Source organism: Nocardiopsis algeriensis, assembly GCF_014203695.1.
Lineage (GTDB): Bacteria > Actinomycetota > Actinomycetes > Streptosporangiales > Streptosporangiaceae > Nocardiopsis > Nocardiopsis algeriensis.
The window spans coordinates 15,846-32,857 of the sequence record NZ_JACHJO010000001.1 but is presented as its reverse complement, the minus strand read 5'-3'; the positions used below and the strand labels follow the sequence as shown (position 1 = coordinate 32,857).

The window sequence follows — 17,012 nt, the reverse complement described above, 5'->3', positions numbered from 1 at the left end:
GGCCGTCCTTCAGGAGTTTTGTGGTCTTTTGCTGCTTTCCGTGCTCCGTGTCGGATCCGGAGTCGCTAGGGGCGCTTCCAGTTGTCGACCGAACCGTGCCTGGCGGTGTACCCGTCGTCGCCGGCGGAGGAGGCGGCCGCGGACGCGCCGGCGGTCCTGCGGTCGGCCCCGCGCCCCGACCCCTTCCGCGCCCGGTCGGCGTTGTCGTCCACGCCCAGCATGAGGAAGAGGCTGGCGACGAGGAGGAAGACGAACAGGCCCACCACGAGCGGCAGCAGCAGGTCGGAGGAGGCCGAACCGGGAGGCATCTGCGCGTGGTTGTGCCCCTCCAGCTCGACACTGACGCCCATCATGCCGACGTAGTGCATGGCGGAGACGGCCACGCCCATGAGCAGGGACGCGGCGAGGATGGCGACGGCGCCGTTCAGCCGCCAGGCGAACCACAGGGCCACGGTGGCCGCCGCCAGCGCGATCGCGATCGCGGCCGCGACGAACAGGGGGTTGTGCTGCATCTCGCCGTGCATGTTCATGGAGGCCATGCCCATGTAGTGCATGGACACGATGCCGATGCCCGCGATGCCGCCGCTGACCAGTAGCCACATGTTGGTCTGGCGCCGGATGGTCAGGTACAGGGCCACGCCCATGACCCCGATGGCGAGCAGCCCGCTGGCGATGGTGAGGCCGGCGTCGTAGCGGATGGGCGTGCCCGAGACGCGGAAACCCATCATGGCGATGAAGTGCATGGACCACACGGCGGTGCCGCCCAGGCAGACGGCGCTGAGGACGAGCCACATCCAGCGCGAGGCGCTCGTGGTCGCCGCACGGGCCCGGGTGGCGGCGGTGAGGCCGATGAAGGAGCCGATGACCGAGACCGCGTACGCGATCACCGGGGTCATGAGGCCGTGGCTGAAGTGGTCGATCATGGTCCCGTCCGCAGGGCTGAAGCTGGTGTGCTGGCAGGGGGATTCTAGAAAGAGCCCTGTGTTCCGAATAGGGGGGTAAAACCTTGGAAAAAGATGCGGACGGGAGGGAAAAAGTGCGGTAAGCCCGATGCCGTAAGCGCTCCTACCCGCTGTGACCAGGGGAAACGTGTCGCTTCTCACGGCATGCGCCATTGGTGGCAAAGGTCCCTGACCGTTGTGTCGGAGGTCGCTCCACCGTGGAGGAAATCCTGTTTCAGCGGGGTTTCGGGCCGGTCCTGATGCCCTCGAACGCGATGAGGGCCAGGGTGTCGGCGACGGCCTCGCCACCGAGCCCGCGGTCGGGCTTGTACCACTCGATGATCGAGTTGACCATGCCGAACAGGAGCCTCGACGCCACCGCCGGATCGACGTCGCCCCGGATGTCGCCGTCCGCGATGCCCTCGCGCACCAGGGCGGCGACCAGGTGGTCGAACTCGCGGCGGCGCGCCAGGGCGCGCTTCTCCACCTCGGTGTTGCCGCGTACGCGCAGCAGCAGGGTCACGTGCGGCAGCTGTTCCACCAGCACTCGCACACTGCCGCGCAGGACGTGCTCCAGCCGGTCGACGGCCGGCCCCGTGGTCGATCCCTCCTCGCGGGTGACCTCGAACAGGGCGTCCATGGCCAGGTCCAGCGAGCGGCTCAGCAGCTCGGTCTTGCTGGAGACGTGGTGGTAGATGGCGGACTTTGTCACGCCCAGGGCGCGGGCGAGGTCCTCCATGCTCGTGCCGTCGTAACCGCGTTCGTTGAACACGCGGGCGGCCACGTGCAGAACGGAGTCGGCGTCGTGCCCGGGGCGGCCGGAGCGGCGCCTGCCCGGGGTCGGGGACGTCGGGGAGGTGGGGGTGGATCGGGGCACGGCGGTCGAATCTACCTCTGGGTCAGGGACGGGGTTGCTCAACGAACGGTCGGTCGGTACCGCATTCTACGTGTTCGGGGAGGGGGTGCCCCGGCCGCGGTGGGGCGGGCCGGGGCAGGGGGCCGGGAAGGTTCGTCGTGTCCGCTGTTCCCCGGGTGGTGCGAGGGGCGGAGACAGAACACCGTTTCGGAAATCCTTTCGAAGGCCAAGGTCCCCTTTCGGGCGCAGGAGTCCTTTCCCCTTGTGCGGCCCCGCTTTTCCTCCCCCTTCTTCTCCGGGCGCCGAGGGGGTGCTTGTGCGCCCGAGTCGTTGACCTGGGGAGGAAGCACCTTCCGAGAGGGGGGCCTTAGGGCCCGAAGATCCCATATGGCAAGGGAAGTGGCCGTACATCCGATTCGAGACGATCGGGGATATTTTTCTTTCTTTCCCTGGAAGTTTTTTCTCTGTGGCCTTTCTCTGCGCCTTGCCGGCCAGGCAATACACAACAAATTTCCGAAAAGCCTGCGAAGCATCACCAGGGGTTCTATTCTCGGTCTGTCCGCATAAGGACGTTGTCCGTCTGATTCGCCGCGGGCCGGTGGAAATCGGCCCTGTCTTCGCAAAGGACCGCCGTGCGCACCATCGACCAGCAGATGCGGGAGATGCTCCAGACGCCCGGGGTGCGCAGTGTCTGCCTCGTCGACTGGCGCGGCGGCCGCACCCTGGCCCACCTGGTCAAGGACGGCGCGTCCGGGGAGGACGACGGCGGTGCGGACGCGACAGCGCTCCTCCGAGCCGTCCACGGAGGACCCCTGGGCGCCGTGCCGGACGAGGACGTGGAGGACGTGGTCGTCACCGGTCCCGACCACCACGTGCTGCTGGCCGTCCTCGCCGGATCCGACCTCTGTATGGGGGTGCGGATGATGCGGGACGAGGGCAACCTCGGCTTCGCCCTGGTCCGCCTGCGCGGACTGGCGCGTACCGCGCAGGTACCGCAGCCCCGGCGCGGGCTCCCCCGGAGCCGGCCCGGGCCCCGGGGGAGAGCGGGGGGCGTGGACCGGAGAGTGCTGGAGCGCGTCCTCACCGCGCTGCACGCCCTGCCCGACCGCCCCGGAACAGCCGGAGCGGTGGTCGCGTGAGCGGCGGAACGCCCCCGCGCCGCCGCGTACGCGAGCTCCGCCGCTGGATGGCCGACCGGGGGATGCTGCGCCGTTCCACCCAATGGAGAGAGAAGGACATGCCGAACATCGAGACCGGCCTCAAGGAAATGATGGAGATCGAGGGTGCCATCGGCGCCGCGGTCGTCGACTACAGCAGCGGGATGGCCCTGGGCACCCTCGCCTCCACCAACAGCCTCGACCTCACCGTCGCGGCGGCGGGGAACACCGAGGTGGTCCGGGCCAAGATGCGCACGATGGACCAGCTCGGGCTCAACGACGCGATCGAGGACATCCTCATCACGCTGTCGGGGCAGTACCACATCATCCGGCCCCTCACCAGCCGCAAGGGCCAGGGACTCTTCCTCTACCTCGCCCTGGACCGCAACCGGGGCAACCTCGCCCTGGCCCGGCACCGCCTCAAGAACATCGAGTCCGGCCTGGAGGTCTGACGTTCGGTGCGGGGAGCGAGAGGCGCCGGGACACCTCGCGGGAGTGGTTCCCAGCGGTGGAGGGATGGGGGACAATGGCGGGTACCCCGCCTCCCCCGAACTCCCCTCGCTCCCCTCAAGGAGAAGCCGGTATGTTCCGGATCGCCATCAGCCGCCTCACGGACGACGGACTGCGCATCACCCCGGAGCACAGGGCCACCGCCATGTCCGTCGACGAGGCCGTGCGCACCGTCCTGGAACGTCTGCCCGCGGCCGACGCGGGGGCCTTCAGCGGCAGACGGGTGCAGAGCTCGGTCAACCGGATCAACGACTTCCGCCACGACGTGCACACCCCCGGCGGCCGCTACCGAGTGGTCATCGCCCCCATGATGTGACCGGCCTCAGTGCCCGCTGTGCCCGCCTCCGGTGCTGTCCGGCTCCTCGCCGCCGGCGGTGCCGACCGCGGCGCCGCCGGGCAGGTGCAGGCCCGGCCGCCCGGCCCCGGTGTCGAGCAGGTCGAGCTGGGTGGCCCCCAGCGACCACGACCGGACCGCCTGGTCGCGCAGGTCCATGGCCAGGTGCAGCGTGTCCATGCGCGCGTCGGGGTCCTCGAGCGCCGCGGCTCCGGCATAGGTCTCCACGCACAGTGCGAGCAGGTCCACCGCCCCGGCGAGCCCCTCGCGGGCGACCGCGTACCCGGCTCCGCCCTCCGGGGCCCGGCCGAGGTGGCCGCCCGCGTCCTGGACGGCCGTCCGCCACCCGTGCACACGCGACGGCTCGGTCATGTCCAGCGGGGGATGCGAGCCGTCCGGGGGCAGGAACTCCTCCATGTCCTCCAGGACGGGGGCGAGCTCCTCGTGGGCGGCCTGCGCATGTTGCGCCAGCGCACCCACCTCTCCGTGGGCGGAGACCTCGGCGGGGGCCGCCCGGACCTGGACGAGGACGATCGCCGCGGCGGTCACCACGACCGACGCGAGGGTGATCCACCAGGTGGCGGGGCCGGCGGTCTCGGGCACGGCGGAGCGGCCCGCGTCCCGGGGGGACGCGGGGGGCCGGTTCTCGGGCATCGTGACGTCTCCTAGCGGTGGGAGTCGTCCCGACCCGTGTCGACGCTTACCCGGCGAGCACGGCACAGAGCGGGTACGGAAGGGTGCTGCGGGTATTGTCGGCGGCTGCCGCCCCGTTGGCCAGAGGGCCTTCCGGAAACAGTGTGTGTTTGTCATGCTTTGTGCTTCACTGTCCCCCATGACGGAAGACCCACTCACCGGCGCGGGGGCACGGCCGTGACCGAGCAGCGCAGCGTTCCCGGTGCGGGCGACCTCCTGCGGATCCTGCGCGACGGACGTCCGCGGACCCGCTCGGAGCTGGCCGCCGTCACCGGGATGTCCCGGACGACCGTCACCCACCGGGTGGACGCCCTGCTGGCCGGCGGCCTCGTCGGGCCGTCGGGCGAGGCCGCCCCCGCCGGAGGCAGGCCGCCCACGGTGTTCTCCTTCCGCCCCGGATCGCGGGTCGCCCTCGGCGCCGCCCTGGGGGCCACCCACGTCCGCCTCGCCCTCACCGACATGTCCGCGCGGATCCTGGCGGAGGAGCGCGCCGACCTCGACATCGCGCTCGGTGCCGAGAAGGTGCTCGACTGGGTGACCGAACGCGGTCTGGAACTGCTGCGCGGCGCCGGCCGCGACCGCGGCGAACTGCTCGGCATGGGCATCGGCCTGCCCGGACCGGTGCAGCACAGCACCGGGCGCGCGGTGAGTCCGGCGATCATGCCCGGCTGGGACGGGTTCGACGTCTCCACCCGCGTCCGCGACCGCCTCGGCGTCCCCGTGCTGGTGGACAACGACGTCAACGTCATGGCGCTCGGCGAGCACCGCACCGCCTGGCCCTCCGCCAGCCACCTGATGTTCGTCAAGGCCGCCACCGGTATCGGCTGCGGCATCGTCAGCGAAGGCCGGGTCTACCGCGGCGCCCAGGGCGCCGCGGGCGACATGGGGCACATCCGCGTCTCCGCGGCCGCGGGCCTCCCGTGCCGGTGCGGGCAGACCGGATGCCTGGAGGCGGTGGCCGGAGGAACGGCGCTGGCCGCGGCGCTCACCGCCCGGGGCGTTCCGGCCTCGGGTGTGCGCGACGTGGCCGACCTGGCCCGGAGCGGCTCGGCCCCCGCGCTGCACGCGCTGCGCCAGGCCGGACGCGACATCGGAGAGGTCCTGGCGGGAGCGGTCAACATGTTCAACCCCTCGGTCCTCGTCCTCGGAGGCGCCCTCGCCCTGGCCGGGGACCACCTCCTCGCGGGCGTGCGCGAGATGGTCTACCAGCGCGCCGTGCCCCTGGCCACCGAGCGCCTGGGCATCGCCCGCTCCTCGGCGGGGGAGAACGCGGGGGCCGTCGGGGCGGCCGTCATGGTCGTGGAGCACCGCCTGAGCCCCGAGCACGCCGACAGCCTGGTCGCGGGTCCGCCATGACGCACGAGGAGGCGGGACCCCGCGGTCCCGCCCCCTCCGCGACCGCCCAAGGACCGCCCCCGGCGCCGCCGCGCCGTCACAGCCCGGGCCGCTCGTCGCGGAACTCGGTCCGGCTCACCTCGGGCAGGATGCCCTCCGAGCGCAGAGCGGGGCGCTCGCCCTCGCGGACGGCCGGTTCGCCGGAGCCGCCGACGGCCGTGGCCGACACGCTGCGCAGAAGCAGTCCGATGGCCGCACCCGCGGCGAGGTTGACGAAGGCCGTGGCGAACTGGCTCGCGACCTCGGCCCCCTGCGTGAACGGGGTCACCACCGCGACCGCGGTGACAAGTCCGATCATCCATCCGAAGAAGGTGCGCGCCCTGGGGGTGGTGAGCAGCAGCAGGTGCATCAGACCCGTGGCCAGCAGCGCCGCCACCGCTGCCATCAGCGCGTACACGACGGTTCCGGCGTCGCCGAGGTAGCCCGCCTCCTCGGGGGCGAGCACCGGGATGCCCAGGGCGCCCCTCATGAGGAGGGTGCCGACCAGGATCACCAGCGCCGCCACCACCGCGGTCGCCAGGCCTCCCGACCACAGACGTACCGCGTTGACAGGACGTTCTCTACCGATCTCGTTCATGCCGATACCTCCAGATATGACTCGAGAACAGTCGCTGTACGTAAACGTACGGATACGTCTGGACTCGGTCGTAGGCCACATACCCGAAGCCCCGGGACGGTAACCAGCACGTGAAACACTGGAGCCATGCCACACTTCGCGCACGCCCGCGTCGACCTGGACGCGATCACCGACAACGCCCGTCTGCTCCGTGAGCACGCGGACGGCACCCCCCTCATGGGGGTGGTCAAGGCCGACGGCTACGGGCACGGCATGGTTCCCGCCGCGCGCGCCCTGGCCGCGGGCGGCGCCTCGTGGCTCGGGACCGCGCTGATCAAAGAGGCCCTCGGACTGCGCGCGGCCGGCATCGACCTGCCGCTCCTGGCCTGGATCGTCCCGCCGGGCGAGCCCGTGGGATCGGCGATCGCCGCCGGGATCGATCTGGGGGTGAGCGACCCCGCGCTGCTGGAGGTGATCGCCGGCGAGGCCCGCCGCCTGGGCCGGACCGCGCGCGTGCACCTCAAGACCGACACCGGCCTCAACCGCGGTGGCGTGGCCTTCTCCGCGTGGCCCGCGCTGGTGGAGGAGGCCGCCCGGCTGCAGGACGCCGGCGTCCTGCGGGTGATCGGGGTCTTCTCGCACTTCGCCTGCGCGGACGAGCCCGGGCACCCCTCCATCGGATCCCAGCTCTCGGTGTTCCACGAAGCACTGGAGCTCGCCGACAAGGCGGGCCTGGACCCCGAGGTGCGCCACATCAGCAATTCCGCGGCGCTCCTCACACTCCCCGAGGCGAGATTCGATCTGGTCCGGGCCGGAATCGCCACTTACGGAATCAACCCGATTCCCGGTTACAGCGTGTCCGGATTGCGGCCCGCGATGACCCTGCGGTCGCGTGTGGCACTCACCAAGCGCGTCCCCGAGGGCAGCGGCGTCTCCTACGGGCACCGGTACCGCACCGACCGGGAGACCACGCTGGCCCTGATCCCGCTCGGATACGCCGACGGCGTCCCCCGGGCCGCCACCAACAAGGGCCCCGTGCTCCTCGGCGGCCGGCGGCGCACCATCGCGGGAACGGTCTGCATGGACCAGTTCGTCGTGGACGTCGGCGACGACGCGGTGGAGGCCGGAGAGTACGCGGTGTTGTTCGGCGACCCGGGCGAGTACCCGGGCGCCGCCACGGCCGAGGACTGGGCCGAGGTCCTGGACACCATCCCGTACGAGATCGTCACCCGCGTGGGCGTACGCGTCCCGCGCGAGTACGTCGGCGGCGCCCCGGCGGGCCGGCCGGAGACGCCGCCGATGTGACGGCGGGACCCGGCCCGCGGCCGCTGCGGACGCCGCCCCCGGCGTTTTCCACAACCGGTCCCGCCGGTCCTCCGGCCGACCTAACCTGGATCGAGAGGCGGGGCACGTACACCGCGAACCGGCACCCGGCACCGCCCGACCCACCCACGACCGACACGAGCAGCGAGTCCGATGACAGACGCGACAGCCACCACCGAAGCTGCGTCCACCGTCCGTGCGGAGACCGACAGGGCCATGCGCTCTCTCGGCCGCGACATCGCGGCCCTCACCAGGGCCGGCGACGTGCTGATCCTCTCCGGCCCCCTCGGAGCGGGCAAGACCACCTTCACCCAGGGGCTCGGCGCGGGACTGGGCGTGCGCGGCTCCATCACCTCCCCGACCTTCGTCATCTCCCGCATCCACCCCTCCCTGGTGGGCGGACCCGCCCTCGTGCACGTGGACGCCTACCGCCTCGGCGGTCCCGACGAGATCGACGACATCGACCTCGACATGACCCTGCCCGAGTCCGTCACCGTCGTCGAGTGGGGGGAGGACGTCGCCGAGGGGTTGTCCGACGACCGGCTGGAGATCCGGATCGAACGCCACCCCGACGACACCCGCACCGTCCACCTGCGCCCCGTCGGCGCCCGGTGGGACGGAGTGGAACTGCCCGGCGGCGCCGACCGGACCGCCGGGAACGGAGAGGGATAGCCCCAGTGCTGCTTCTGGCCTTCGACACCGCCACCCCGGCGGTCACCGCCGCCATCGGAGAGAGCTCCGGCGACGGCGTCTTCACCATGAGGGCGAACGCCTCCCTCGTCGACGCCCGCCGCCACGGGGAGCTGCTCAGCCCCACCATCCGCACCCTCACCCGGGTGGCGGGGATCGACCTGTCCGACCTCGACGCCGTGGCCGTCGGCATCGGCCCCGGTCCCTACACCGGCCTGCGCGTGGGGCTGTCCACCGCCCACGCCCTCGCCGACGCGCTCGGCATCCCCTGCCACGGCGTCACGACCCTGGACGCGCTCGCCTTCGGCACCCGGCGCACGCAGCCGTTCGTGGCCATGACCGACGCCCGCCGCAAGGAGGTGTTCTGGGCCCGCTACGACGACCACCTCACCCGCGTGGGCGAGATCGCCGTCGACCGCCCCGCCGAGATCGACACCGGGGGCCTGCCGCTGATCGGTGACGGTGCGCGCATGTACGCCGAGGTGCTCGGCGACACCGCCTCCGCGCCCCAACCGCTGTACCCCGACGCCGCCGCCCTGGCCGAGCTCGCCCTGCTGCGGCTGCACCGCGGGGAGAAGCTGCCCGAACCGAGCCCCCTCTACCTGCGCCGCCCCGACGCCGTGGTCCCGGGCGCGCCCAAGAAGGTCCGCCAATGGGTGAGGTGAGGCCGGGGAGCGGAGTCGGTTTCGGCTTCGGGGACGACCGCGCGCCGAGGACCGAGCCCGACCTCGAACGGGTCCGCGTGTCCCCGCCCCCGGGCGTGCGCCTGCGCGAGATGACCGACGGCGACACCGACGCCGTCCTGGCCCTCGAACGCGTCCTGTTCCCGCACGACGCCTGGACCGAGGGCATGCTCCGCGGCGAGCTCGCCGAGCCCACCCGCCACTACGTCGTCGCCGAGGCGGACGGCGCGGTCGTGGGATACGCCGGGCTGCGGTTCGTCCCGCCCGAGGGAGACGTGCAGACCATGGCCGTCTCCGAACAGGTGTGGGGCCGGGGCGTGGGCGGCGCCCTGCTCACCGAACTCCTCGACCAGGCCGCGCTCCGGGGCGTCACCGACATGTTCCTCGAAGTGCGCGCGGACAACCCCCGCGCCCAGAAGCTCTACGACCGGTTCGGCTTCGAGCAGATCGGCGTCCGGCGCGGCTACTACAACGGGGCGGACGCCATCGTGATGCGTCGTGTCGCCCGGCAGGAAGGAAACCGGAAGCCATGAGCGACCTGCCGCTGATCCTGGGGATCGAGACGTCCTGCGACGAGACCGGTGTCGGTCTCGTCCGGGGCTGCGAACTGCTCGGCGAGTCCGTGGCCTCCAGCGTCGACCAGCACGTCCGCTTCGGCGGGGTCGTGCCCGAGGTGGCCAGCCGCGCCCACCTGGAGGCGATGACCCCGACCGTGCGCAGGGCCCTGGACGCCGCAGGGGTGAAGCTGTCCGACGTCGACGCGATCGCCGTCACCGCCGGCCCCGGCCTGGCGGGCGCCCTGCTCGTCGGCGTGTCCGCGGCCAAGGCCTACGCGATGGCGCTGGACAAGCCGCTGTACGGCGTCAACCACCTCGTGGGGCACGTGGCCGTCGACCAGCTCGAGCACGGACCGCTGCCCAAACCGGCCATCGCGCTGCTGGTCTCGGGCGGACACACGTCGCTGCTGCTGGTCAACGACCTGGCCACCGACGTGGTCTCGCTCGGCGACACGGTGGACGACGCCGCGGGCGAGGCCTACGACAAGGTGGCCCGCCTGCTCGACCTGCCCTACCCGGGCGGCCCGCCCATCGACCGGGAGGCGCAGAAGGGCGACCCGAAGTCGGTCCGCTTCCCGCGCGGCAAGTGGGGGGACGGCACCTACGACTTCTCGTTCTCGGGCCTGAAGACCGCCGTGGCCCGCCACGTGGAGGACGCCGACCGCCGCGGCGAACCGCTGGTGGTCGCCGACATCGCCGCCGCCTTCCAGGACTCGGTGGTGGACGTGCTCACCCGCAAGGCGGTCGACGCCTGCGTGGAGCACGGCGTGGGCACGCTCGTGATCAGCGGGGGCGTGGCGGCCAACTCGGCGCTGCGCGCCCGGGCCGAGCAGCGCTGCCGCGAGGCGGGTGTGGAGCTGCGGGTGCCCCGGCCCAAGCTGTGCACCGACAACGGCGCCATGATCGCCGCCCTGGGTGCCGAGGTCGTGGCCGCGGGCCTGCCCCCGTCGTCCCTGGACCTGGCCACCGACACCTCCCTCCCGGTGGAGTCCCCCCTGGCGAGGTAGTGCCCGGAGGATGCCGGAGGCCCTGCGGCCGTGCACGCGCACGACCGCAGGGCCTCTCCGCGGGAGGGGCTCGGCCCTCCGGGGCGAACCGGCGGGGGAAGACGCAGCCGGCGATCCCGACGTCGTACCGGGGCAGTCCCGCCTCTGCGGATGCCGGGGGCGGCGGGAGGAGTGTTCCCGGGGTTCGGTGCAGCCCTGGGTTCGATCATGGCTGGTCCTCGGAGGCTGGAGCGCCGGTGTTCCCCGGGACCGGGGACGGAGACGCAGAACGCGGGGAAAGAGGAGGAAACGGGTGGTCGGAGCCGCCTCGGTGATCCTCGGACCCGATGCGGGGGAGTCCTCGGTGCGGGAGAAGGTCGGCCTGGTCGGGGGTCCGGCCCGATTCCCATGCCGTGGCGAAGATCCGCAGGGCGAAGTCGTACAGCCGACTGGATCGGTGCGCGACGATACACGGGGAGTGGCGCCCGTGTGCGCCGTTTCGGTAGAGCGTGAGGAAAACGGTGTTGTCGGTGGCGATGATCCGGTACAGGTTCGGCAGGTCGTAGAACCTGATCTCGGTGCCGCTGCTGCCCTTCGTCGCCTCGGCGAGGTAGTGGAAGTTGGCGAGCACCTGCTCGCGCAGCAGCCCCCTGTGGAAGCCGGGGTCCGCCGCCAGGAGCTCGCGTTCGCGCCGCTCCAGCCAGGACCTGCCCTCCTCGGAGGTGCGGGGGTCGGGCAGCAGGATCCGGACGGAGTCCGGAGACCGCCCTTCTCCGGACCACACCGGCACGAAGCCGTCCCGGGTGAGCTCGTTCCCCCGCCCGACCATGACGCGCAGCCAGCGCGCTCGCTTCAGCTCCTCGGCGAGATCGCCTCGCGCGTCGTCCTGGTGCCGGTGGATCCGCAGGACTCCGAGTCCGGTGAGCCGTGACAGCGCGACGAGGAGCCGCCGGCGGATCCGCCAGGAGGTCAGCCACCCCAGCCCGACGGTGGCAGCGGTGGCCGCGAGCGAGCTGGTCACCCCGAGCATGAATTCCGTCAACGTGTACTCCCCGTGCGCGCCGCTTGCGACCTGGCATCCAGGAGGCTTTCAAGTCACTGTGACCATAAGTGGCGCTCCGGGTTTTGGTCAAGGGGACTTTTAGTAGATTGGTGGGATGATCGAGAGCGCTCCGCCCACCATTCCCCGGTTTCCGGTCTCCGCGACGGTCGACCTGGTGATCCTCACCGTGCGTGAAGGCGCTCTGCGAGTGCTCCTCATCCGGAGGGGCAAGGAGCCCCACCTCGGTGCCTATGCGCTCCCGGGCGGATACGTGCGGCCCGAGGAGGGCCTCGATGCGGCCGCGCTGCGCGAGCTGCGAGAGGAGACCGGTCTGGACGGGCGCGCCCTGCACCTGGCCCAGCTGCGCGCCTACGGGACCCCCGGGCGCGATCCGCGCGGAAGGGTGGTCACGGTCGCCTACCTGGCACTGGGCCCCGACCTGCCGACCCCGGTCGCGGGCACCGACGCCGCCCACGCCGAATGGGTACCGGTGGACGAGGCCCTGGACGCGGAACTGGCCTTCGACCACGCCGAGATCCTGCGCGACGCGGTGGAGGAGGCCCGCACGAAACTGGAGTACACGACGGTGGCGACGAGCTTCTGCCGTGAACCCTTCACCGTCAGTGACCTGCGGCGGGTCTACGAGGTGATCTGGGGAACCACACTCGATCCCAGCAACTTCCGCCGCAAGGTCACCCGTACGGAGGGGTTCGTGGAACCCACGGGGGAGCGCCGCACGGCGGAGGCAGGCCGGCCGGCGGCGCTGTACCGGGCGGGCCGGGCCCAGGTGCTGTACCCGCCCCTGCTGCGCTCGGGAGAGCCGGAGAGGCGGTAGGGATGGAAGCGGATCCGGAACGGCTGTGCCGCCTGGCGGCCGACTACCGGGACATCGGCTGCAGTGACGCGGAGGTCGCGGAACTCATGGCCGACCGGTACCCCGCCCTGCGGGAGTCGCCCCTGGCGCTCGCGAGGGTTCTGCGTCCGGTCTTCGGTACCTCGGTCCGCGACATGCACGCCCTCCACGCCCGGCTGCGGGGCGTCTGCTCCCCGACCGGCCCGGGGAAGGGCGTCCCGAGAGGCTGATCCGGTCAGCCGAGGTGGACCCGGCCTGCCTCGTCGATGCGCCAGCCCGGGTTGTGGGCGATCTCCCAGGTGACGCCGTTGGGGTCCTGGACGTGGGCGTGGAAGACACCGCCGAACTCGCCGGGCTGCGGCTCCTTGAGGACGGTGCCGCCCGCCGACTCCATGCGGGAGACCAGGTCGCGCACCTCGTCGGGCCCGCCGACGTTGTGGGCGAGCGTCACCCCCGAGACCGAGGAGAGGTCGGTGCCGGTGGCCAGGTCGCGGTTGAACTTCTCCGCGTCGAACAGGCTCAGCACCAGCCCTGGAGCGACCTGGAAGAAGACGATCTCCCCGGGGACGTCCATGAGCGGGTCCCAGCCGAGGCCGTCGCGGTAGAACCGCCGCGCCGCGTCGAGGTCGCGGGTGGCCAGTGTCATGAAGTGGACCTGCTGCTCCATCGCCTTCTCCTTCGGGGTGTCGGTCCCGGAGGGGCGGTGGCCCTCCCGGGGGCTGCACCGGTCCTTTCCCGGGACCGGTGAACTCAGGGCGCATTCCGTGAGTCCTTGAACAGCGGTGATCTTGTTCCCGGGGGTGACCTCGGCGGGAGTCCCGCCCAGCGGGAGCAGGATCACCGACGGCCGGCCGGCGTGTGCCGGGGGCTGGGTCGGTCGAAGAGGTCCTCGGGAGCCTGGACGGTGACGGCCTTGGGTACCCAGGCCTCCAGCACGCCCAGGTCGGTACAGGAGCGGATGCGGGAGCGGACCTGGTCGGAGACGGTGAACCCGCGGGCCTCCAGAACCCCGATCACACTACGGGCCACAGCCTCACGGCCTTCTTCGCGGCCGATGCCGACGTACTTGCGGGCGAAGTCGCTCTGCCATTCGTAGGTTTTCACGGACATCAGACCCTCCAGTTCCCGGCGAGCCGCCTCGTTGAGACCGCTCAGCACCGAGTCATGGTAGAACGCACGGTTGCGGCCAGCAGTGGCATCGAGCGCCTCCACCAGCACCTTCAACGTGCGCACATCACCACTGCCGTGGGCACGGGCCGACAAAACCACCAACTCCGCCAAATCCCGCGCCCGCTCCACATCGGCCAGCCACTTTCCTTCCCGTGATCTTGTACTTGCGGTCACTTTCGCTGGATATGGGAGTGCAGGAAAACGGGGTGAGGTTGTCTCTAGGTACAAGATCACGGGGGATAAGGTGCAGCTGAGAGAGGGAGTGTGGGTTTCCGGCTCGGGTTGAGGTTCCAGGGGTCTCAAGGGTCTCAGGTCTGTTCCCTGGTTGGTTCGGTTCGAGCCCTTACCCACCTCGGACAGAATTCGGCCTTCCCCTCTGGCCAGCGACTTTTCTTGCCGTGATCGTGTACTTGCGGTCACTTTCGCTGCATGCGGGAGGGCAGGGAAAAGGGGTGAGGTTGTCTCTAGGTACAAGATCACGGGGAATAAGACATAGCTGAGAAAAGGGGCGCGGGTTTTTGGGTGCGGAGAAAGGGGTGTGGTGGGGGCTCCTCGGTCTTCTGAGGAGTCCCCACCGTTGGGAGAGGTCGAGGAGTCCCCGACGTGTCAGCGGGTGAAGATGTAGGGCTTCAGCCCCGGTGGGGGCGCGGTGCCCTCGGGCAGCGGGATGAGGGCCCAGGTGTGGGTGCCGGTGTCGGTCCAGGGGCAGGTGCGGTCATACCCCCAGGCGACGGAGAGCTCCTGGACCATGAGGAGTCCGCGCTGGCCCTCGGCCCAGTTCCACTCGTCATCGCTGCGCTCGGTAGGGATCTGCGGAGCACTGCCGCTGCCACCGTCGTCGGTGAAACCCAGCCGCAGCAGGCGTCCCCGGCGCAGGCACAGGGTGCGTATGACTTGGCCGTTTTCCTGCCCGGAGGCGGTGTACTTGCACGCGTTGGCGAACAACTCACTGGCACACAGCACCAGGGTTTCGACTGCCTCCTCGGGGAACCCGGCCAGGTCGGTGGCCAGATCTTTCCGGACCTGCCTGAGCTGAGCCAGATCGCCGGGGTAGGTGCGGTGCTCCCAGAAGACACGGTGCAGGCTCATGCGGGCACCCCCATCTGGAGGTTCTGCCGCTGGACCTGCCACATCCGGGTGAGCCGGGCCAACTCCCGGTCCAGCTCGGCCTCGTCCACACGGTGATGACGCCCCCGCGCAGGAACGGGCGCAGGGACAGGCACCGACACCGGCAGAGATGCAGGCTCGGGAAGGAGCTCGGTTTCGCCGGCGAGCAGGTCACCTTCCGGGACGCGCGGCTCGGGCAGCTGGGGAGGCTGGGGCACCTGGGGCTGTTGGGGTGACTGAGGCTGCTGGGACGGCTGGGTCGCCTGCGAGGACTTCTGCTCGGATCCGGCGTCTTCCTGGAAGGCGGCACGCATGCGGGCCACGTGCTTTTCGTGGGCCTCGTAGTAGGGCCGGACCAGAGCCACGTCGTCGGCGCTCAGCACCTGGCGGGGCTCGGCCAAACGGGGCTCGACCAGGCGAGGCCGGGGCCGGGAAGGCGCGGGGGTGTGTCGCGACGCGGCCGCCGGGACGGGGTCGGCCACGTAGCGGCGGACCCGCGTCGACCTGCGGCGACGGGAGAAGCGAGCGGAGCCGCCGTGGCGGCCGCGGGACGGGAGGATCAGCGCCAGGAGCGTACCGAGGGTACGGCTCACAAGCGCAGCACTAAACTGGTGCACGCTGGCAATCCTGTTCTTAAAGGGTTGAGTTGCTGGCCACGACCCCGGGCGCTGGTTGGCGTCGCGGGGTCACGATGTTCGGTTGTGGTTTTGGGTTAGATGATAGGGGGGGCCGTGAAGCGTTAGGGAACGTTGCGGGAAAAAATTCGGAGATCTGATTTCTTCGCAGGTCAGGGGTGGCGAAGATATCCTCTTCCAAATATCCACATGGGTTATTTATTCGGACATTTACGAACCGACTTCCGGATCCTGGGACTGAGGGGAGAGGCACCAGGTTCACAGGAACAGCCGACCCCCTGACGGAGGAACCCGCTCATGCCGCCCTACACCAGCGTTGTCGACGTCCACGTCATCCTGTATCGAGACGGCCGGATCGCCCTGTTGGAGCGGCGGAACACCGGGTACTGCGACGGGATGCTGCATCTGCCTTCCGGCCATCTGGAAGAAGGGGAAGCACTGCACACGGCAGCCGCCCGTGAGGCCGAGGAGGAGGTCGGGGTCACCATCGATCCCGGACACCTCGCCCTGGCCGCGCTCGTCCACTTCCGGCAAGGGCCCGGCCATGCCCGTGTAGGGGCCTTCTTCCTGGCCACGCAGTGGGAGGGCGAACCCTGCAACGCCGAACCGCACAAGGCCGGCAGGCTCGTGTGGGCCGACCCGAACATGCTCGGGCCCGACGTCATCCCCTACCCAGCAGAAGGGGTCCGCGCCTGGTTGGAGGGGTCCGGGTTCGTTCCGTACGGGTGGTGCGCGTAGCGGTCCGCTTCCTGCCGGCACCGGCGGAGGCTCCGGAACCGAGCGCTTCGCCGTCCCGGTCCTCTCCGGCGAGTCCGGGACGCTGCCTGTCTCACCCGTTCCAGGGCTTTTGCCTGGGTTCTGCCCGGATGTCGAGAGCAATGAGTTCGTCCGGTCCGCCGGAGCCCGTGGCTGTCGGTGCGACCGAACGCAGGTCGTCGATCCACGCGTCGGCGGGCAGCTCGCCGCGTGCGGCAGTGGTGAGCAGGGCGATCACGCGGGCGCCGGCCGCAGTGCCCGCGGCCACACCGCTGGGTGCGTCCTCGAAGACGAGGCAGTCCGCGGGGTCGGCACCGAGGGCGCGGGCGGCCTTCAGGTAACCCTCCGGGCTCGGTTTGCCCTCGCGCACGTCGTCGGCCGAGACTAGGACCTCGGGCTCGGGAAACCCGGCGGCATCCAGCCGGCGCCGCACCAGTTCCCCGCTTCCCGAGGTGACCACCGCCCAGCGGCCGCCGGGGAGGCGCTCCAGCAGCTCCCGCGCCCCGGGAAGCGCGCGGACCCCTTCCATATCGGCCAGTTCGCGCTCCTCGATCCAACGCGCCTCGGCCTCGGCATCCAGGTGTGGAGCGGCCAGGCCGACGAGCTCGATGTCACGGCGTCCCCGCGACAGTTCGACCACCCGGTCGGTGTCGAGCCCGTGTCGGGCGGACCAGGCACGCAGAACGCGGTCGATGGCGGAGTGCGAGTCCACCAGGACCCCGTCGGAGTCGAAGAGCAGCGCGGCGCACTGCAGACGCAGCAACATGC

The 17,012-nt window shown here is 71.0% G+C and carries 22 protein-coding genes; 12 read left to right on the top strand and 10 right to left on the bottom strand.

Annotated elements, in window-relative coordinates; translation table 11 throughout:
* Positions 1-65 precede the first annotated feature (65 nt).
* The gene (locus tag FHS13_RS00180; RefSeq protein ID WP_184285556.1) at positions 66-923 is read right to left on the bottom strand and encodes an MHYT domain-containing protein; all 858 of its coding nucleotides are present in this window, start codon (positions 921-923) and stop codon (positions 66-68) included.
* Between the two features lie 253 nt (positions 924-1,176).
* A complete protein-coding gene (locus tag FHS13_RS00175; protein ID WP_484549402.1) occupies positions 1,177-1,818 on the bottom strand; it encodes a TetR/AcrR family transcriptional regulator in 642 nt (213 codons plus the stop codon).
* Positions 1,819-2,450: 632 nt separating this feature from the next.
* Here FHS13_RS00175 and FHS13_RS00170 point away from each other — a divergent pair.
* The 3 genes from FHS13_RS00170 to FHS13_RS00160 all read left to right on the top strand — a co-directional run bounded on the left by FHS13_RS00170 (position 2,451) and on the right by FHS13_RS00160 (position 3,780).
* Positions 2,451-2,936 (top strand): roadblock/LC7 domain-containing protein, encoded by a 486-nt coding sequence (locus FHS13_RS00170; protein ID WP_221442202.1) that lies wholly within the window; start codon positions 2,451-2,453, stop codon positions 2,934-2,936.
* A 98-nt stretch (positions 2,937-3,034) separates the two neighbouring features.
* Positions 3,035-3,406 (top strand): hypothetical protein, encoded by a 372-nt coding sequence (locus tag FHS13_RS00165; RefSeq protein ID WP_184286588.1) that lies wholly within the window; start codon positions 3,035-3,037, stop codon positions 3,404-3,406.
* Between the two features lie 131 nt (positions 3,407-3,537).
* Positions 3,538-3,780 carry a hypothetical protein gene (locus FHS13_RS00160; protein ID WP_184285552.1) on the top strand — a complete coding sequence of 81 codons (243 nt, stop codon included), beginning with the start codon at positions 3,538-3,540 and terminating at the stop codon, positions 3,778-3,780.
* 6 nt (positions 3,781-3,786) lie between these two features.
* Here the strand turns inward: FHS13_RS00160 and FHS13_RS00155 are convergent, their stop codons facing one another.
* Positions 3,787-4,452, bottom strand: coding sequence for a hypothetical protein (locus FHS13_RS00155; RefSeq protein ID WP_184285550.1), 666 nt, complete (start codon positions 4,450-4,452; stop codon positions 3,787-3,789).
* 216 nt (positions 4,453-4,668) lie between these two features.
* Here FHS13_RS00155 and FHS13_RS00150 point away from each other — a divergent pair, with 216 nt between their 5' ends.
* Entirely contained in the window at positions 4,669-5,847 is a 1,179-nt protein-coding gene (locus tag FHS13_RS00150; protein WP_420220808.1) for an ROK family transcriptional regulator, read from the top strand.
* A gap of 76 nt (positions 5,848-5,923) precedes the next feature.
* On the opposite strand, the gene FHS13_RS00145 is transcribed toward FHS13_RS00150, so the two are convergent.
* On the bottom strand, positions 5,924-6,463 hold the full coding sequence (locus FHS13_RS00145; protein ID WP_184285548.1) for a DUF6069 family protein: 540 nt from the start codon (positions 6,461-6,463) through the stop codon (positions 5,924-5,926).
* Between the two features lie 126 nt (positions 6,464-6,589).
* Between FHS13_RS00145 and alr the strand changes: the two genes are divergently transcribed.
* The 5 genes from alr to tsaD all read left to right on the top strand — a co-directional run bounded on the left by alr (position 6,590) and on the right by tsaD (position 10,702).
* Entirely contained in the window at positions 6,590-7,747 is a 1,158-nt protein-coding gene (alr, locus tag FHS13_RS00140) for an alanine racemase (RefSeq protein ID WP_184285547.1), read from the top strand.
* 171 nt (positions 7,748-7,918) lie between these two features.
* The gene (gene tsaE, locus FHS13_RS00135) at positions 7,919-8,437 is read left to right on the top strand and encodes a tRNA (adenosine(37)-N6)-threonylcarbamoyltransferase complex ATPase subunit type 1 TsaE (protein ID WP_184285545.1); all 519 of its coding nucleotides are present in this window, start codon (positions 7,919-7,921) and stop codon (positions 8,435-8,437) included.
* 5 nt (positions 8,438-8,442) lie between these two features.
* Complete coding sequence (gene tsaB, locus FHS13_RS00130) at positions 8,443-9,120, top strand: tRNA (adenosine(37)-N6)-threonylcarbamoyltransferase complex dimerization subunit type 1 TsaB (RefSeq protein WP_184285543.1); 678 nt, start codon at positions 8,443-8,445, stop codon at positions 9,118-9,120.
* Positions 9,121-9,230: 110 nt separating this feature from the next.
* Positions 9,231-9,671 carry a ribosomal protein S18-alanine N-acetyltransferase gene (gene rimI, locus FHS13_RS00125; protein WP_246404314.1) on the top strand — a complete coding sequence of 147 codons (441 nt, stop codon included), beginning with the start codon at positions 9,231-9,233 and terminating at the stop codon, positions 9,669-9,671.
* On the top strand, positions 9,668-10,702 hold the full coding sequence (gene tsaD / locus FHS13_RS00120; RefSeq protein ID WP_184285539.1) for a tRNA (adenosine(37)-N6)-threonylcarbamoyltransferase complex transferase subunit TsaD: 1,035 nt from the start codon (positions 9,668-9,670) through the stop codon (positions 10,700-10,702). Before rimI ends, tsaD begins: the two co-directional genes overlap by 4 nt.
* A 205-nt stretch (positions 10,703-10,907) precedes the next feature.
* On the opposite strand, the gene FHS13_RS00115 is transcribed toward tsaD, so the two are convergent.
* Entirely contained in the window at positions 10,908-11,723 is an 816-nt protein-coding gene (locus FHS13_RS00115; protein WP_246404247.1) for a hypothetical protein, read from the bottom strand.
* Between the two features lie 115 nt (positions 11,724-11,838).
* Between FHS13_RS00115 and FHS13_RS00110 the strand changes: the two genes are divergently transcribed.
* Positions 11,839-12,558: an NUDIX hydrolase gene (locus FHS13_RS00110; protein WP_184285537.1), complete on the top strand. Its 720-nt coding sequence runs from the start codon at positions 11,839-11,841 to the stop codon at positions 12,556-12,558.
* Positions 12,559-12,560: 2 nt separating this feature from the next.
* The gene (locus FHS13_RS00105) at positions 12,561-12,806 is read left to right on the top strand and encodes a hypothetical protein (RefSeq protein WP_184285535.1); all 246 of its coding nucleotides are present in this window, start codon (positions 12,561-12,563) and stop codon (positions 12,804-12,806) included.
* A 5-nt stretch (positions 12,807-12,811) separates the two neighbouring features.
* Here the strand turns inward: FHS13_RS00105 and FHS13_RS00100 are convergent, their stop codons facing one another.
* The 4 genes from FHS13_RS00100 to FHS13_RS00085 form a co-directional block, all read right to left on the bottom strand.
* On the bottom strand, positions 12,812-13,243 hold the full coding sequence (locus tag FHS13_RS00100) for a VOC family protein (protein ID WP_184285533.1): 432 nt from the start codon (positions 13,241-13,243) through the stop codon (positions 12,812-12,814).
* A gap of 170 nt (positions 13,244-13,413) precedes the next feature.
* A complete protein-coding gene (locus FHS13_RS00095) occupies positions 13,414-13,809 on the bottom strand; it encodes a hypothetical protein (protein ID WP_184285531.1) in 396 nt (131 codons plus the stop codon).
* Positions 13,810-14,352: 543 nt separating this feature from the next.
* Positions 14,353-14,835 carry an ATP-binding protein gene (locus tag FHS13_RS00090; protein WP_184285529.1) on the bottom strand — a complete coding sequence of 161 codons (483 nt, stop codon included), beginning with the start codon at positions 14,833-14,835 and terminating at the stop codon, positions 14,353-14,355.
* A complete protein-coding gene (locus FHS13_RS00085; RefSeq protein ID WP_184285527.1) occupies positions 14,832-15,446 on the bottom strand; it encodes a hypothetical protein in 615 nt (204 codons plus the stop codon). The genes FHS13_RS00090 and FHS13_RS00085 overlap by 4 nt, the downstream gene beginning before the upstream one ends.
* Before the next feature lie 339 nt (positions 15,447-15,785).
* Between FHS13_RS00085 and FHS13_RS00080 the strand changes: the two genes are divergently transcribed.
* Positions 15,786-16,226 carry an NUDIX domain-containing protein gene (locus FHS13_RS00080; protein WP_184285525.1) on the top strand — a complete coding sequence of 147 codons (441 nt, stop codon included), beginning with the start codon at positions 15,786-15,788 and terminating at the stop codon, positions 16,224-16,226.
* A 91-nt stretch (positions 16,227-16,317) separates the two neighbouring features.
* On the opposite strand, the gene FHS13_RS00075 is transcribed toward FHS13_RS00080, so the two are convergent.
* Positions 16,318-17,010 (bottom strand): HAD-IA family hydrolase, encoded by a 693-nt coding sequence (locus FHS13_RS00075; protein WP_221442177.1) that lies wholly within the window; start codon positions 17,008-17,010, stop codon positions 16,318-16,320.
* Between the last annotated feature and the right edge of the window lie 2 nt (positions 17,011-17,012).

Coding starts and splice junctions, on each gene's coding strand:
- FHS13_RS00180 (WP_184285556.1), bottom strand. CDS start 923: ATGATCGACCACTTCAGCCACGGCCTCATGACCCCGGTGATCGCGTAC.
- FHS13_RS00170 (WP_221442202.1), top strand. CDS start 2,451: ATGCGGGAGATGCTCCAGACGCCCGGGGTGCGCAGTGTCTGCCTCGTC.
- FHS13_RS00165 (WP_184286588.1), top strand. CDS start 3,035: ATGCCGAACATCGAGACCGGCCTCAAGGAAATGATGGAGATCGAGGGT.
- FHS13_RS00160 (WP_184285552.1), top strand. CDS start 3,538: ATGTTCCGGATCGCCATCAGCCGCCTCACGGACGACGGACTGCGCATC.
- FHS13_RS00155 (WP_184285550.1), bottom strand. CDS start 4,452: ATGCCCGAGAACCGGCCCCCCGCGTCCCCCCGGGACGCGGGCCGCTCC.
- FHS13_RS00145 (WP_184285548.1), bottom strand. CDS start 6,463: ATGAACGAGATCGGTAGAGAACGTCCTGTCAACGCGGTACGTCTGTGG.
- alr (WP_184285547.1), top strand. CDS start 6,590: ATGCCACACTTCGCGCACGCCCGCGTCGACCTGGACGCGATCACCGAC.
- tsaE (WP_184285545.1), top strand. CDS start 7,919: ATGACAGACGCGACAGCCACCACCGAAGCTGCGTCCACCGTCCGTGCG.
- rimI (WP_246404314.1), top strand. CDS start 9,231: ATGACCGACGGCGACACCGACGCCGTCCTGGCCCTCGAACGCGTCCTG.
- tsaD (WP_184285539.1), top strand. CDS start 9,668: ATGAGCGACCTGCCGCTGATCCTGGGGATCGAGACGTCCTGCGACGAG.
- FHS13_RS00110 (WP_184285537.1), top strand. CDS start 11,839: ATGATCGAGAGCGCTCCGCCCACCATTCCCCGGTTTCCGGTCTCCGCG.
- FHS13_RS00105 (WP_184285535.1), top strand. CDS start 12,561: ATGGAAGCGGATCCGGAACGGCTGTGCCGCCTGGCGGCCGACTACCGG.
- FHS13_RS00100 (WP_184285533.1), bottom strand. CDS start 13,243: ATGGAGCAGCAGGTCCACTTCATGACACTGGCCACCCGCGACCTCGAC.
- FHS13_RS00090 (WP_184285529.1), bottom strand. CDS start 14,835: ATGAGCCTGCACCGTGTCTTCTGGGAGCACCGCACCTACCCCGGCGAT.
- FHS13_RS00080 (WP_184285525.1), top strand. CDS start 15,786: ATGCCGCCCTACACCAGCGTTGTCGACGTCCACGTCATCCTGTATCGA.
- FHS13_RS00075 (WP_221442177.1), bottom strand. CDS start 17,010: ATGTTGCTGCGTCTGCAGTGCGCCGCGCTGCTCTTCGACTCCGACGGG.